12 protein-coding genes are annotated in these 14777 nt (G+C 62.6%); 5 read left to right on the top strand and 7 right to left on the bottom strand.

The genetic code is table 11. From position 1 onward, the window contains the following. Positions 1-224 precede the first annotated feature (224 nt). From CNE_RS35515 to CNE_RS35505, 3 genes are read left to right on the top strand one after another with little or no spacing between them, the layout of a single operon-like run. Entirely contained in the window at positions 225-1202 is a 978-nt protein-coding gene (locus CNE_RS35515) for a Bug family tripartite tricarboxylate transporter substrate binding protein (RefSeq protein WP_013959604.1), read from the top strand. 33 nt (positions 1203-1235) lie between these two features. Beyond that, the gene (locus tag CNE_RS35510; RefSeq protein WP_013959603.1) at positions 1236-3041 is read left to right on the top strand and encodes a thiamine pyrophosphate-binding protein; all 1806 of its coding nucleotides are present in this window, start codon (positions 1236-1238) and stop codon (positions 3039-3041) included. Between the two features lie 46 nt (positions 3042-3087). Continuing rightward, the gene (locus tag CNE_RS35505; protein WP_013959602.1) at positions 3088-4560 is read left to right on the top strand and encodes an aldehyde dehydrogenase family protein; all 1473 of its coding nucleotides are present in this window, start codon (positions 3088-3090) and stop codon (positions 4558-4560) included. Positions 4561-5100: 540 nt separating this feature from the next. Here CNE_RS35505 and rhmD read toward each other — a convergent pair. The 4 genes from rhmD to CNE_RS35485 form a co-directional block, all read right to left on the bottom strand. Further along, positions 5101-6288 (bottom strand): L-rhamnonate dehydratase, encoded by a 1188-nt coding sequence (gene rhmD / locus CNE_RS35500; RefSeq protein ID WP_013959600.1) that lies wholly within the window; start codon positions 6286-6288, stop codon positions 5101-5103. A gap of 65 nt (positions 6289-6353) precedes the next feature. Continuing rightward, positions 6354-7670 (bottom strand): MFS transporter, encoded by a 1317-nt coding sequence (locus CNE_RS35495; protein WP_013959599.1) that lies wholly within the window; start codon positions 7668-7670, stop codon positions 6354-6356. 105 nt (positions 7671-7775) lie between these two features. Continuing rightward, the gene (locus CNE_RS35490) at positions 7776-8528 is read right to left on the bottom strand and encodes an SDR family NAD(P)-dependent oxidoreductase (RefSeq protein ID WP_013959598.1); all 753 of its coding nucleotides are present in this window, start codon (positions 8526-8528) and stop codon (positions 7776-7778) included. Continuing rightward, positions 8525-9388: a fumarylacetoacetate hydrolase family protein gene (locus tag CNE_RS35485; RefSeq protein WP_013959597.1), complete on the bottom strand. Its 864-nt coding sequence runs from the start codon at positions 9386-9388 to the stop codon at positions 8525-8527. Before CNE_RS35485 ends, CNE_RS35490 begins: the two co-directional genes overlap by 4 nt. A 115-nt stretch (positions 9389-9503) precedes the next feature. Here CNE_RS35485 and CNE_RS35480 point away from each other — a divergent pair, with 115 nt between their 5' ends. Both CNE_RS35480 and CNE_RS35475 read left to right on the top strand, forming a co-directional pair. Further along, positions 9504-10475 carry a LysR family transcriptional regulator gene (locus CNE_RS35480; protein WP_013959596.1) on the top strand — a complete coding sequence of 324 codons (972 nt, stop codon included), beginning with the start codon at positions 9504-9506 and terminating at the stop codon, positions 10473-10475. A gap of 315 nt (positions 10476-10790) precedes the next feature. Beyond that, positions 10791-11147 carry a LysR substrate-binding domain-containing protein gene (locus CNE_RS35475; RefSeq protein ID WP_319609755.1) on the top strand — a complete coding sequence of 119 codons (357 nt, stop codon included), beginning with the start codon at positions 10791-10793 and terminating at the stop codon, positions 11145-11147. Positions 11148-11192: 45 nt separating this feature from the next. On the opposite strand, the gene oiaK is transcribed toward CNE_RS35475, so the two are convergent. From oiaK to apnO, 3 genes are all read right to left on the bottom strand, one after another. Beyond that, on the bottom strand, positions 11193-12587 hold the full coding sequence (gene oiaK, locus CNE_RS35470) for a 3-oxo-isoapionate kinase OiaK (RefSeq protein ID WP_013959594.1): 1395 nt from the start codon (positions 12585-12587) through the stop codon (positions 11193-11195). After that, the gene (locus CNE_RS35465) at positions 12584-13828 is read right to left on the bottom strand and encodes a ribulose-bisphosphate carboxylase large subunit family protein (RefSeq protein WP_013959593.1); all 1245 of its coding nucleotides are present in this window, start codon (positions 13826-13828) and stop codon (positions 12584-12586) included. Before CNE_RS35465 ends, oiaK begins: the two co-directional genes overlap by 4 nt. Positions 13829-13899: 71 nt before the next feature. Then, on the bottom strand, positions 13900-14730 hold the full coding sequence (apnO, locus tag CNE_RS35460) for a D-apionate oxidoisomerase (protein WP_013959592.1): 831 nt from the start codon (positions 14728-14730) through the stop codon (positions 13900-13902). Positions 14731-14777: the final 47 nt, after the last annotated feature.

The raw sequence follows: 14777 nt of genomic DNA, 5'->3' as shown, positions 1-14777 counted from the left end.
CGCTCTCGAACCGTAAGCAAAGGCTTTTCGAGAGGAACTCATAAAGGTCACGCACGAATCACGAAAACAGGAAACACCAGCCGACGGCGCTACTGACGATAACAAATATGCCGGAATGCGGTGACGTGGACGAGCGATTGCTGCGTCTTTACTGCACGCGCTCTAACGCGAAAGGGCCCGCAACCTGACAGGGCCCCACCCGCAGTAAATACAGGAGACAAGACATGAAATTCAATCCCGGCACAGGGATGCTTGCCCTTTGCCTTGCCACCGTGATCATTGGCGTACCTGCCTCGGCGCAGACCTACCCGACCAAGCCCATCCACATCGTCGTGCCGCTGCCGCCCGGCGGATCCAATGACGTGCTTGCCCGAATCCTGGCGCAGAAAATGTCCGAGTCTTTTGGCCAGCCCGTCATCGTTGAAAACAAGCCGGGTGCCGCAGGCAATATCGCCACCGATTTCATAGCCAGGGCCGAAGGCGACGGCTATAGCATCGCCGTTGCACCCAATCAGACCGTGGCGGTTAACCCGGTTCTGTATCCCAGGCTGCCATTTGAGGTGAGCCGGGACCTGACGGGCATCACCCTGCTGGGTCGCGTGCCCATGGTGCTGGTGGTGTCGCCAGGCAAGGTGGCGGCAACTTCGGTCGCCGAATTGATTGCGCTGGCAAAAGCCAACCCCGAGAAGCTTTCTTATGCGTCCGCCGGCTCGGGGAGCCCGCAGCACATGGCAGCGGAAGTCTTCAAGTCCATGACAGGAACCCGCATCACCCAGATTCCATACAAAGGCTCGGCCCCCGCGCTCGTAGATTTGTTGGGTGGCAATGTGGACATGATGTTCTGCCCGATCAATTCAGCCCTGCCGTTCATCCGAAGCGGCAAGCTGCGCGCGCTTGGCACCAGTGGCGCGAAGCGCGTCGAGCTGCTTCCGAAGGTGCCGACGATTGCCGAGACGCTTCCCAATTTCGAAAGCGATATCTGGATCGGTATGGTTGCCCCAGCCAAGACGCCACCGGCCATCATCAACAAGCTCAATGCTGAGTTGCGCCGCTCGCTGGCGCTGCCCGATGTACAGGGCAAGCTGGCCGAGCAGGGCATCTATGCGGAGACCAGCACGCCCCAAGAATTCACCAGACTGATCGCCAGCGACCAGAAGCGTTGGGCAGAGGTGATCAGGGCCGCAAACATTAAGCCAGAGTAATTCTCTTCTTTGTATTTTTACCTGGGAGTTTCCATGAACGTTCCATCCGGTCCCTCCGTACGCCGCGATATTCCTACGCCTTCCGAACCGGATGAAGCCGTCTGGGCCAGTGACGCGATTGCCGACATGCTGCGCGCGATGAACATCCCCTATGTGCTGCTCAATCCCGGCGCAAGTTTTCGCGGCCTGCATGACAGTATCGTGAACCACCTGGGCAATGAAAAGCCGCAGATGATGGTGGTGCTCCATGAAGAGCATGCGGTGGCCATCGCGCACGGCTACACCAAAGTTACTGGCAAGCCGCTGGTGGCCATTGTGCACAGCAATGTCGGGCTGATGCACGGCTCCATGGCTATTTTCGATGCCTGGGTGGATCGCGTGCCGGTCATTGTGCTGGGTGCCACCGGACCGGTCGACGCGAACAAGCGCCGGCCGTGGATCGACTGGATTCATACGGCGCAGGACCAGGCCGCGCTGGTGCGCCACTTTATCAAGTGGGATGCGCAGCCGGCTTCGATTCCGTCCGCGCACGAAGCGCTTCTGCGGGCCCGCCAGATTGCCACCACCGCACCCAAGGGCCCGGTCTACGTCTGTTTTGATGCGGCACTGCAGGAATCGAGGCTGGCTGAGCGGCCGGCGATTCCCGAGCCGGCGCGCTATCTCGCGCCGCCGCCGGCCCGGCCTTCGGATGACATCGTGGCGCAGGCGGCAGCGCTTCTGTCAGAAGCCAGCCGCCCGGTGATCCTGATGGGCCGCGTGTCCCGCGACGTCGAAGGCTGGGAGCAGCGCATCCAGCTGGCCGAAACTCTGAACGCTGAAGTGCTGACCGACCTGCGTGTCGGCGCGGCCTTTCCGACCGACCACCCGCTGCACGCAGCGCCCAGCGGTGCCTTTCTCACAGCTAATGCACAGGAAGTCTTGCGCGAAGCCGACGTGGTGCTCAGCCTGGACTGGCTGGATCTTTCAGGAACGCTGAAGCAGGCCTGGGGAGACAAGCCCGTCGGCAGCAAGATCATCCAGGTCTCCGTGGACCACTACAGCCACAATGGCTGGAGCATGGACCACCAGGGCCTGCCGCCGGTCGATGTCTTCATGTTGTGCGAGCCTGAGCCGGCCGTGGCCTTGTTGAACCAGCACGTCAAGCCGCGCGAAACGCCGGCGCCCGCCAAACGGCCGCTTCCCCCGGTCTCAGTGACGCTGCCCGTGCCAGGCGCCACCAGCGGTAGCAACATTACGGTGACCACGCTGGCGGCCACCTTAAAGCGCGCCGTTGGTGAGCAAGAGGTTTGCCTGATGCGCCTGCCGTTGAGTTGGAGTGGCGAGATGTGGGACTTCCGGCACCCATTGGACTTTCTAGGGTACGACGGCGGCGGGGGCATCGGCTCGGGCCCCGGCATGTCGATAGGCTCTGCGCTGGCCCTCAAAGGCAGCGACCGTCTACCGGTCGCGGTGATCGGCGACGGTGACTACATGATGGGCGTCAACGCGCTCTGGACGGCCGCCAATGCACGCATCCCAATGTTGATGGTGGTGTGCAACAACCGTTCATTCTTCAACGACGAGGTGCACCAGGAGCGCGTCGCGCGCCAGCGCAAGCGGCCGATTGAGAACCGCTGGATAGGCCAGCGCATCAGCGACCCACCGCCCGACCTCGCCATGATGGCGCGCGGCCAGGGGCTTACCGGCATCGGCCCAGTCGAGGACGCCGCCGAACTGGAAGAAGTCCTGCGCGATGCCATCGCAGCAGTCAAGAAGGGCGAGACCGTGGTGGTCGACGTGGTGGTGCAAACCGGCTACAGCCCGGCCATGACGGCGGGCCTGACGCGGTCGAAGGACTGATTGCGCTCCGGCGCCCGGCATTTCTATTGTTGAGGACACAGAACCTATGCGCGCACACGAAATTCCCCCCGGCGTCTTGCCGACGCGACGCGAACTGTACTACGGCGGTGCGTGGCACACCCCCAAGGCGGGCGGCTACGCCGAGACCATCAACCCGGCTTACAACGAGACCATTACCACTGCGCCGCTTGCCGATGAGGCCGATGTGGCCGCCGCGGTGCAGGCGGCCCATGCAGCTTTTCCAGCCTGGGCCGCCACGCCACCCGTCGAGCGGGGGCGCTACCTGCGCAAGGCCGCCGCGGTGTTGCGCGAGCATGCCAAGCCGCTGGCGCTGCTGGACTCGCTCAACAATGGCAATCCGGTGTCGGCTCTGGCCATGGACGCGGCCTTTGCTGCCGACTGTCTGGAGTACTTCGCAGGCCTGGCCACGGAAATCAAAGGGGAGACCATCCCCATGGGCGACGGCAACCTGAACTACACCATGCAGGAGCCGCTAGGCGTTATCGCCCGTATCGTGGCGTATAACCACCCACTCATGTTTGCCGCTGCACGCCTTGCCGCGCCGCTGGCGGCCGGCAACACCGTGGTGGTGAAGTCGCCCGACCAGGCGCCGCTGTCCATCCTGCGGCTAGCCGAACTGGTGGGCGATATCTTTCCGGCCGGTGTTGCGAATTTTTTGTGCGGCGGTCGTGAATGCGGCGACGCCATGGCACGGCACCCGCTGGTGCGCAAGATCACGCTGATTGGCGGAGTGCCCACAGGCCGTGCCGTCATGAAGACCGCTTCGGACAACCTCAAGCCTGTACTACTGGAACTTGGCGGAAAGAACGCGCTGATTGCCTACCCCGATGCGGATCTCGACAAACTTGTGAACGGCATCCTGGGAGGTATGAACTTCACTTGGTCGGGTCAGAGCTGCGGCTCCACCAGCCGCGTCTTTCTGCATGAGTCCATCCATGACCAGGTACTGGAGAAAATCGTCCAGTTGCTGCCGCAGCGCCACAAGCCCGGGATCCCGACAGACCCCGAGACCACGATGGGCTCGCTCGTCAGCCGTGCACAACTGGAAAAAGTGCAGGGCTATGTGGCTAAGGGTCTGGAAGATGGCGGACGGCTGGTGTGCGGTGGCAAGCAGCCGGACGCCCCTGCTCTGAAGGACGGCTTCTTCTACGAAGCCACTGTGTTCGCCGACATGAAGCCGCACATGCGTTTGGCTCAGGAAGAAGTGTTCGGCCCCATCATGTCGGTTTTCAAGTGGAGCGACGAAGACGCGTTGTTCGAGCAGGTCAATGGCGTGGAGTTTGGCCTGACTGGCTCGATCTGGACGCAAAGCCTGAACACGGCGCATCGTGCAGCCAAACGCATGCACACGGGCTATGTGTGGATCAACAACTCCAGCCAGCACTTCATGGGTGCGCCTTTCGGCGGCGTGAAGCAGTCGGGCATAGGCCGTGAGGAATGCTTTGCCGAGTTGCTGGAGTTTACGTACACCAAGAATGTGAACCTGAAGCTGGCTTAAGGCGCTGGCCGGACTCAGCCCCGGGCGGAGCGGGGCCGTGGGGCTCCAGTGTGGCACGCTTCAGAAATCGGACAGTATTGCAGCACAAGGGCCTCGCTGTTGAGCAAAAAAAAGCTCAAGCGCGGTTTCCAATTGACCGACCACCAGCTCACCCGTCTTTGGTAAGAAAAATCGCGGGTGAAGCCGGTCCACCCGTCGATCTCCTTCAGCAGTCCGGCAACCTTGACGCAGCCGAGTGCCGCTCCTATGTCCGTCTGCGCCTGCAGCAGTCGCTCGCTCAGGGCTGACGGACGTCTGCGTCCCGGCCAACTCGTCGTCCAATCAGTACACTGCCAGTGACCGAAGTTGCCAGCTACTGCCGTTGGGCTGCCCCGAGGGTCAACAATGGTTAGGGGCTGCTCGCTGAGGCCGCAGGGAAGCGGCGGCGGGCCGATAAGGTCCGATAACGGTGCCTTATTATCCAGGACGGCGCCGCCTCGCGCTTTTTTCTGAGCGCAATCGCCCACGGGTTGGCGTCCCATGCGCCTGTTCGGATGAGCCTCAGCGCTCGAATGGCCGGTGCAACGGCAGCTCGGGGTTGAGGCGCACACCGAACCCGGGCGCATCCAGCGCGGAGGCCTTCATTCGTCCGTTCACTGGCACTGGCTCGTCAAGCAATTGCGGATGGAACATCGGCACGATCTCGTCCGCGCCCGGCGACATATTCAGGAATTCAGCAAATGGGCTGTTGTGGCGCGTGATGACAAAGTGATAGCTGTAGACCGACGAGCCGTGAGGGACCACCAGCTTGCCCCGCGCGTCGGCCAATGCGGAGATTTTGATCAGCTCGGTAATGCCGCCGCACCAGCCGACATCCGGTTGCAGGATGTCGCAGCATTCCATCTCCAGTAGCATGCGAAAGCCCCAACGCGTAGCCTCATGCTCACCGGTGCTCACGAGCATGCCGCGCGGTACATTGCGACGTAGCTCGGCGTAGCCCCAGTAATCGTCGGGCGGCAAGGCCTCCTCGATCCATTTCATCCCAAACTCGTTGTACGCGGCCTGAGCGAGACGCGTAGCATAGTCAACATCCAGGCTCATCCAGCAGTCGTACATCAGCCAGAAGTCCGGGCCGCATTTTTCGCGCATGTCAGCGAGCAGTTCCAAGTTCTTCCTCAGGCCTTCTTTGCCTTCCGCGGGGCCGTGGTGTAACGGCAGCTTGCCGCCGATGAAGCCCTGCTGCTTGGCGAAATCGGGCCGCGCGCCCGTCATGTAGAACTGCAGTTCATCACGCACCGGACCCCCAAGCAGCGCGTGGACAGGCTCCTTGCGGATCTTGGCCAGCAGATCCCACAGCGCCAGGTCCACGCCCGAGATGGTGTTGAGGACGATACCCTTTCGTCCGTAGTAAAGCGTCGAGTTGAACATCTGGTCCCAGATTTTCTCGATGTCCGTCACCTTCTGGCCCTCGATGAAGCGGGCGAGATGCCTCTCGACAATCCAGCAGCCGAGCTCGCCGCCGGTCGTGACAGCAAAGCCCACGGTGCCATCGCTCGCCTCGATCTCGACCACCAGCGTGCCAAGGACGTTGAGGCCAAAACTCCGGCGGCTCTGCCGGAACTCGGGATACTTGGACATTGGCGTGGCGATGTGATCGTCAATCCAGTGACCATCACCCTGGTCGTGATAGTCAGCGCCAGCGCCGCGCAGCGTGAAAGCGCGAACGTGCTTGATGGTAGGCATGGACATGTGGGAACTCCTACAAAAGGCTCAGTTTGTTTGGTCAGAGGTGTTCGGGGGCGAACCGCTCGGGTTCAAGCCGAGTGCGTTCCAGGATTTGCCACGGGAGTGGCAGCCCTCGGGCTTCGGAGTTTCAGGAACAGCACTGCGCCGATCGCAGTGGTGACGGAGAGAAGATTGAGCCCGGCACTCGGCGATGCAAAGGCATGCTCCGCCCACGTCTTGACGTTCGGCGCGACAAAGCCGCCGAGTGCGCCGAGCGAATTGATCAGAGCGATGCCGCCAGCAGCCGCGGCTCCCCCGAGGTAGTTTGTCGGGAAGGTCCAGAACAGCGGCTGCACCCCGATGAAGCCGGCGGCCGCGAAGCACAGGGCAATCAGTGCGACGATCGGAGATGCCGCATTGACTGAGAGCGCGATGCCGGCGGCCGCCACGGCCAGCGTGGCGAGCGCGATGCGCTCATGGTGTCCGCGCCGCTCGGCCATTCGGGGAAGGAAGTAAGCCGCCGCGAGCGCACAGACCCATGGGATCGCTGTTACCAGGCCGACTTCGAAGCCGACCTTCTTACCCAGCAGCGCCGCCACTTGCGTTGGCAGGTAGAACACCACGCCGTACACGCTGACTTGAATCAGGAAGTAGATGAGCGATAGGAACAGCACCCGACCATTGCCCAACGCGCGCAATACTGTGCTCGGTCCGTGCGAGGATTTGATTTGCTCTTCGCTATCGATGGCCAAAGCGAGGACATCGCGCTCGGCGGGGGACAGCCATTTCGCATCGCGTGGGGTATTGTCGAGATACCAGTACGCCCACACGCCCACAATGCTCGCGAGCAGCCCTTCGACCATGAAAAGCCATTGCCAGCCTTTGAAGCCTAGCAAACCATCGAGTTCGAGCAGCATGCCAGAGAGCGGGCTGCCGAAGATGAATGCCAGGGGCGCGCCAAAGTAGAACATCCCCATCACGCGGGTGCGTGCACTCGCCGGGAACCACTTCGTCAAATAGTAGATGACGCCGGGAAAGAATCCGGCCTCCGCTACCCCCAGTAGGAAGCGCAGTGCATAAAAGGCGGTTTCACTGTGGACAAACATCAGTGCAGCGGAAACCATTCCCCACGTCACCATGATCCGCGACATCCAGATGCGGGCGCCAACGCGGTGCATGATCAAATTGCTCGGCACTTCGAGTAACGCGTAGCCGAGAAAGAACACACCGGCGCCGAGTGCAAACATTGAATCGGAGATGCCAGTATCGAGCTGGAAAGCCTTCTTTGCGAAGCCGACGTTGGCGCGGTCGAGAAAGGCAAGCACGTACATCAGCAGTAGAAAAGGCACCAGGCGTACGATCGCCTTGGCGGTTACCGACTCAATGGCCGGACGATGGGCATTCATGATGTGTGTCTCCGGGGCGCGGCTGCCTTGCGGGCCTGCGCGCCCTTTTTTGTAATGTTTGGTCCATGGAATCGCGACCTGTCTTATGCAGGCCTGCGTCCAGGCTCAATAGGTGGCGCGTCCGCCAGAGAGGTCAAACACCGCCCCAGTGCTGAAGGCGCAGTCTTCGGTAGTCAGCCAGGTGATCATCGAGGCGGCCTCGTCTACTTCAAGGAAGCGCCCCATGGGGATCTTGGACAACATGAACTCGATATGCTCGGCTTTCATCGAATTGAAGATCGGCGTCTTGGCAGCGGCAGGCGTAACCGCGTTAACCAGTACACCGCTCTTAGCCAATTCCTTGCCGAGCGACTTGGTCAACCCGATCAGGCCAGCCTTGGAAGCGCTGTAGTGTGACGCGTTGGGGTTTCCCTCCTTGCCGGCCACAGACGCGATGTTGACGATGCGCCCATAGGCCTGTTTGATCATCTGAGGCGCGACGGCGCGGCACGTCAGGTAGCTGCCGATCAGGTTCACCTCGATCACACGGCGCCACACTTCTGGTTCCAGTTCCCAGGTCGAGCCGTTGCCGCCCGTAATGCCAGCGCTGTTGACCAGGACATCGATGCGACCGAGCTTGCCCAGAGTCGCCTTCGTGGCGGCACCCACGGAAGCTTCGTCGGTCAGTTCAACCACTTCGGTGGTGACCTTGCCGAATTGGGCCAGAGCGTTACGAGCCGTGGTGAGTTGGACTTCGTTGATATCCCACAGTGCCACCTCGGCGCCCGACCTAAGCATGCGTTCCGCCACGGCGTAACCGATGCCCTGAGCGCCGCCAGTGACGATGGCCACGCGGCCTTTCATGTCAAGCTGATTCATTGTGCGCCCTCTACATTGGCAGGGACAGTGCGCTGGCGCTGCTCACCGAGCCCAGTGATGCCGAGCCGCATGACCTGGCCCGCGCCGAGGTAGACTGGAACGGGCTTCTGGCCGAAGCCCACGCCCGGCGGCGTGCCGGTGGAAATCACGTCGCCCGGCTGCAGGCTCATGAACTGGCTGATATAGGACACCAGCGTCGGCACGTCGAAGATCATTGTGCTCGTGTTTCCATTCTGGTAGGACTTGCCGTCTACTTCTAGCCAGAGTGCGAGCGCCTGCGCGTCGGGCACTTCGTCCCTGGTCACCAGCCAGGGGCCCAGCGGGCCGAATGTGTCGCAGCTCTTGCCCTTGTCCCACTGGCCGCCGCGTTCGAGTTGGTAGGCACGCTCCGAAACATCGTTGACGATGCAATAGCCGGCCACGTGGTCCAGCGCATCGGCCTTCGACACGTATCGCGCGGTCTTTCCGATCACCACTCCGAGTTCCACTTCCCAGTCGACCTTTTCAGCGCGGGGTGGGATTTCGACGTCGTCATTGGGGCCCACGATTGCGCTGGTGGCTTTCATGAACAGCACCGGTTCGGTCGGTATCGCCATATTCGATTCCGCCGCATGGTCGGAATAGTTCAGGCCGACGCAAACCATCTTGCCCACCGCGCCAACGCAGGGACCAACGCGGGGTGAGCCCTCTACCAGCGGCAGAGTCGCCGGATCTATGGCGGCCAAGCGTGCCACCGATTGCGGGGAAATCGTGTCGCCCGTGACATCGGGAATGTGGGCAGAAAGATCGCGGATGCGGCCCTGTGCATCGACCATACCTGGCCGTTCCTGGCCTGCCGCGCCATAGCGGATCAGCTTCATTGTGTCTCCTGTCTGTCGGTGTGGAATGCGTTGAACTGTATGCGGGCCCGCTATATCATTCCAATCGAAAGATACGAAGAAGCTATTCCGTTTCGGAATATGAAGGAGACTGTAAATGTCGCTGACGCCCCGCTTGGTGAACCGTCTCAAACTCAAGCACTGGGCTCTGCTGAGTGCATTAAGCGACACACCGACGTTGAATCAGGCTGCGGCGCTCATCAATGTGACCCAGCCCTCAGCCACAAAGATGCTGGCGGATATCGAGCAAGCCTTTGGCTTCCCCATTTTTGAGCGTCACGCGCGCGGCATGCGGGCGACGCCGCTGGGGCAGGAGGTGGTGACATACGCGCGGCAAACGCAGGCTAGCCTGGCCCGCTTTCTTGAGGATCTCGAAACCAAGCGGCGGGGTGGCCATGGCCATCTCGTTCTCGGTGCGATCATGGGGGCGGCCCCGGATCTCGTCGCCGCAGCGGTGGCGGATATCAAGCGCGAACGGCCCCGCCTGAATGTGCGAATCCTTGGTGAGACCAGTGACCAGATTGGCGCTCTACTGGAGCGGCACGAGATCGAACTCGCCGTGGGCCGATTCACCGGGCCACTGGACCACAACAAGTTCGACTTCTCGGCGCTGTCGGACGAACCGCTACGCATCGTCGTTCGCAATGGGCATCCGCTCGCGCGGTGTGAGCAACTGAATTGGGACGAACTGGTGCGCTGGCCATGGGTGCTACAGACACTAACCAGCCCGGCCCGCTTGATGTTGGAAGAGCAATTCGCGCAGGCGCACGTGTCCACTCCGGAAGACGTGATCGAGTGCTCTTCGATTTTTGCCACCTTGCAACTCTTACAGTCCGGTGACGCCGTCGCGATGTTGCCGGAATCGGTCGTGCGGGATCACGTCAGGGCGAGTTTGCTGGCAACGCTGCCGATCGTCATCGGGCTGGACTTGAAAGCATTCGGCGTGCTGACCCGCAAAGATGAGCCACTTTCGGACGTGGCGGAAAGATTTATCTCACATCTTCAACGCAGGGCGCAGTCGAAGGCAACTGTAAGGGCAACCCATGCGGAGATGACTCGCCAGCTTTGACTTTCGGAGAATGTCCTTGCAACAGAATCGACCGGTAATGGTCAATGGGACGACTAGATGCGGTCGGGCTGATCGTGCGACACCGCAATGAGATCGCGCGACTTCAGTCATTCGGCGATGCCACTCAAGGTGGCCTCGCCGATGTCCAGGCGGCGAAGCACCTTCGAACGTACACGGGCCGCTTGTGAAGAGCGGCACCTCCAAGACGCGGCCCGCGAGCGGCGAGAAGCCGAGTTCCAAGTACTGCCGACGCAGGCCGATCTCCCTGACCAGTGCGACCTGCCGACGGCGTGTACCTGAGTCTGCTGACTTGGCATTCACGCTGTTCAATTCCGCGCGGCTACTCTCCTATTTACCTACGATCCCGCATATGCACCCATCGTCTTTTGCCTGCCCAGTTCTGGACGCCAGCGTCCCTGGCACCTGATGGACGCGCACCGCATGACGGAAATCGCGCCGTGCCAGCGCCTGCAGGTCAATGACGGGGAGGGCATGGTCGCCGCCGCGGTGCTCGGCTTGGGCATTTGCCAGGTCCCGGACAAGATGGTCGGTGAAGAACTGGCAGGCGGCACGCTGGTTGAGCTGCTGCCCGGACACCGGCCGCCGGCCATGCCCATCATCATCGTGATGCCCTCCGTGCGCCTGCAGCCTCCGCGCGTGCGCGCCTGCTGAATGCACTGGCGCAGCTGGAAAGACGATAGCGCGATGCGGCCGCCGTCAGCCGTTGAATGCGCCGCCGGCCAATGCCTTCCCAAAGAACGAATCGTCGCCAATTTGTCCGCCCTTGAGGATAATCTCCATGCTGTCCCGCTGCGGCAAACGCGAGTAAGCGCGGCAAAGGGGGGCGCCCGGTGCCATGGCGGCTTCCACTGCCAGCGCCGCGATGCCGAGCATGCTGACCACCTCCCCGGAACTGTCGCCGCCTGCCACAACGACTCGCCTGAGTCCGGTGCGATCAAGCAGGCGTTTCATGACCTCCGCCAGCGTGGTACCCACCAACCGCGCGGCATCGGCCCGGGTCCGGCCGGCGTCGCGTGCGAGCGTGTCGAAGCCGATGACGGCCGAATCGTCCGGCCCCATGGCGGTGTAGACGACTGGGCTGATTCCCTGCCGGATGCTGCTGCAGGCCAACTCGACCACACGTTCGATTTCTGCTTGCGCCGTCTCGGTGTGCAGGATCTTCCAGAGGTCCACGCGTTCGGTGGTAAAGCCATTGCGGGCAGCCCACTCGATCTGTGCGGCCGTCACCGGAGAGCAGCTTCCGCTCACCACTGCGATGACCGATGCGGGCGCGGCGGGGGGCAGGCCAGCCTGCGGCGAAATCCAGCCGCGCTGGCGCCAGTATGCCGTGAGCGCGTACTGCAAGCCGGACGACGAGGCCGTGAACACACCGCTGCCTTTGCCTTCCCAGACCAGTTGGCCGGCTGCGAGCAGGGTCGCGTCGTCCAGCACGTCGATCAGCACGACCGGCGCCTCCTTGTTGTTGTCAGCGGCGTGGGCAGCGACGTGCCCGGCTCCCATTCCCGCTTGCAGCCGCACCATGTCGACCAACGTGATGGGGCGCGCCGACTGCTCGCGCAGGTGCACGCGCAAGTCGGCCTCCGCCATCGGCGTCACCGGGTGACGCGACATGGTCGGGTGGCGATCAAGCCGAAAGCCTTCACCGCCGATGGCGGCAAACAGATTGCCGAACAACTGGTAGCGCTTCAACCGCGGCGCGCCAACCACCATCGGTACCCATCGACCGCCGACTGTCTGCACGCCCAGGTCGATGGCCTTTCCGATCGAACCGATGGCGGGCGAGGAGTCGAAGGTCGAGCAGATCTTGTACTGCAGGACCGGCGCGCCAAGCTGCTTCAGGCTGGCGAATGCCTTCGGCAATTCAGTTTCCATCCACTCGGGGCTACGGCCGCGGGCGGAACCCGCAAGGCCGACGCAGCGTGCCTCAGGGAAGCGCTTGAGCAGTTCAGCGGTGGGCGGCTCCAGGCATAGCACGGTGGGAATGCCGGCCGCCGCCATGACTTCCATGGCATCGGTGGAGCCGGTGAAGTCGTCCCCATAGTAGGTCAGCAGCAAGCCCGCAGGCAGGCCAGCGGTCGAGGATGCGCTCATCGCCAGAACTCCATAGCCTGGCGCAACGCGCTGCTGGTGGCCGCATGCCGCGCCAGCGGAATATGGTTGACTGCCGCGACCCACGCTTCGCGCAAGGCTTCCACCCCTGCGGAAACGCCGGCCGGATGGCCGAAGATGCCGCCGCCCGCGGTGTGGATCAGGTCTGTCGTCCCCAGGGCCCGATAAGTGTCCTCGGCCTGCAGGCCGGTCTGTCCCGAACTGAAGACTGGCATGGCCGGCATGGCGGCCTCGGGCATGACTGGCGCGAGCACCGCTTTTGCCGCGGCAATGACGCTTTCGTCCGCTTCGCTGAATTTGTTGCGCAAGCCGTTCACGTGAAGATGATCGGCGCCGGCAAGCCGCCAGATCTTCTGCCAGGGTGCATAGTCCCAGCCGAGGGCGGGACTGCGCGACAGGTACCCCCAACCCGCGCGATGGGCATGGATGGGCAGTTGACTGTGCCGGCGCAGTTCCTGCAACCCGACGATGCCGACCGAGTTGAGGCAGACCATGACACAAGTCCCGCCCTGTGCCAGCACATGGTCGTGCCGGCGCTTCATCTGGTCCAGGTCACCAGTCAGGTTGAACGCGACCATCGCCTTGCGGCCGCTGCGCTGCGCTGCCTCGTTGACCACGCGCATCACCGCGCTCACCCGCTCGTCAAAGGGGCAGAAGCTGCCGTCGGCCTGCAGTTCGTCGTCCTTGATGAAGTCGATGCCACCGGCCACCAGTTCCCGGACTTGCTGCGCCGTCTGCTCGACGGAGAGCCCGACACTCGGCTTGATGATGGTGCCGATCAGCGGACCGGTTGTGACATCGGCCAGCTTCCGTGTGCCGTCGATGCCGAAAGCCGGTCCCTGGTACGCGCGGGCAAATGAAGCCGGCAGTTGCAGGTCCGTGATGCGCAGCCCGCTGACCTGCCGGAGTTCGAAGAGATTGCCCGCGATGGTGGACACCAGGTTCGGCAGCGACGGGCCGAGATTCTCGAGTGGCCACGAGATCTGTAGCGCGCAGCGGCGATAGACATCAGATGGCATCCCGCCAGGCAAGCTCGGCTTGTCGACGGTCTCCAGCACTTCGAGGCGCTCGACGCGCGCTCCCGAGCGCTGCTTGAGTTCGGGCGTCTCATTCGGCAATGCGATAAAGGTGCCGCTCGACTGTTCGCCGGCGATGACCTCGGCCGCGCGCCGGGGGTCGTCGCCGGTTTCCAGCCAGTAGCTGGCGTAGATTCGTTCGCTCACTCTTTGCTCCTGCTCTGGGTTCCTGCCGCCGGTCGGCCCGGCAGCATGGCTCGCCTCGGTTGGCTGTGGGGTCAGGTGATGCGGCGGATGCTCTCGGCAATCTCTTCGCGGTCGAAGACCTTGATCCAGTCGTCGCGCATCAGCCGCGGCTTGCCGAACTCGATAGCCTTGTTGCAGGCATCGGAGAAGGCGCCTGGAATTTCGTTGAAGATCACCGCGCCGAGGATGTTCATGTGACCGAGCAGGAAGTCGCGCGCCGCTTCCTTCGGCACGCCGCGGCGAACGGTTTCGTCCATCGCTTCGCGCATCACTTGGAGCAGGGTGGCGCAGATCGTCTCCGACAGGCCCGGCTCCAGCAGGGCCATCTGGTCGACGGTCAGGCGATAGGAACGGAGAATCGGGGCATAGATCACCTTCGCCACGGCTTCGCCCAGGTCGAATGCTTCCTCGGGGCCCTGCATCAGCGCGCTGGTGATCGACTGCTTGGCGGCGCCGCCGCCGAAATAATCGCGGCGCGCCTCGGGGTCGGTCTCGTCGTTGAAGATCAACGGGTGGCACGGGTGAGCGACAAAGTAGGTCAGATCCGGCCGGTCGGGCAAGTGACCCGCGAACGGTGCGGCCGCATCGAGCGTCATGACCATGGTGCCGGGCCTCAGCTGAGGGGCAATCTGGGCAGCGATCTTGCCGATGATGGTATCGGGCACGGCCAGGATCACCACATCGACATTGTCCAGGGCGGCTTCGGTGCTCACGCATTCGAGGCCGAGTTCGTCCTTCAGGCGCTTCTTGCCGACCTCGCTCACCTCAACGTGGCTGACGCGATAGTCCGACTTGAGCAGGTTTTTGGCCAGGCGCACACCCATCTTGCCGCCGGCGCCAAACAGGGCGATCTTCTCTTTCATGCTGGTTCTCCAGTTGGGCAGGCATCGCGATACCAATGCGCTGCGAA

This window comes from Cupriavidus necator N-1, assembly GCF_000219215.1.
Taxonomy (GTDB): domain Bacteria; phylum Pseudomonadota; class Gammaproteobacteria; order Burkholderiales; family Burkholderiaceae; genus Cupriavidus; species Cupriavidus necator.
Note: the sequence above shows the minus strand (reverse complement) of the source record. Positions and strands in the feature narration are given on the sequence as shown.

What these genes read in the sequence shown, in the direction of transcription:
- CNE_RS35515 (WP_013959604.1), top strand. Translation starts at nt 225, where the DNA reads ATGAAATTCAATCCCGGCACAGGGATGCTTGCCCTTTGCCTTGCCACC.
- CNE_RS35510 (WP_013959603.1), top strand. Translation starts at nt 1,236, where the DNA reads ATGAACGTTCCATCCGGTCCCTCCGTACGCCGCGATATTCCTACGCCT.
- CNE_RS35505 (WP_013959602.1), top strand. Translation starts at nt 3,088, where the DNA reads ATGCGCGCACACGAAATTCCCCCCGGCGTCTTGCCGACGCGACGCGAA.
- rhmD (WP_013959600.1), bottom strand. Translation starts at nt 6,288, where the DNA reads ATGTCCATGCCTACCATCAAGCACGTTCGCGCTTTCACGCTGCGCGGC.
- CNE_RS35495 (WP_013959599.1), bottom strand. Translation starts at nt 7,670, where the DNA reads ATGAATGCCCATCGTCCGGCCATTGAGTCGGTAACCGCCAAGGCGATC.
- CNE_RS35490 (WP_013959598.1), bottom strand. Translation starts at nt 8,528, where the DNA reads ATGAATCAGCTTGACATGAAAGGCCGCGTGGCCATCGTCACTGGCGGC.
- CNE_RS35485 (WP_013959597.1), bottom strand. Translation starts at nt 9,388, where the DNA reads ATGAAGCTGATCCGCTATGGCGCGGCAGGCCAGGAACGGCCAGGTATG.
- CNE_RS35480 (WP_013959596.1), top strand. Translation starts at nt 9,504, where the DNA reads ATGTCGCTGACGCCCCGCTTGGTGAACCGTCTCAAACTCAAGCACTGG.
- oiaK (WP_013959594.1), bottom strand. Translation starts at nt 12,587, where the DNA reads ATGAGCGCATCCTCGACCGCTGGCCTGCCTGCGGGCTTGCTGCTGACC.
- apnO (WP_013959592.1), bottom strand. Translation starts at nt 14,730, where the DNA reads ATGAAAGAGAAGATCGCCCTGTTTGGCGCCGGCGGCAAGATGGGTGTG.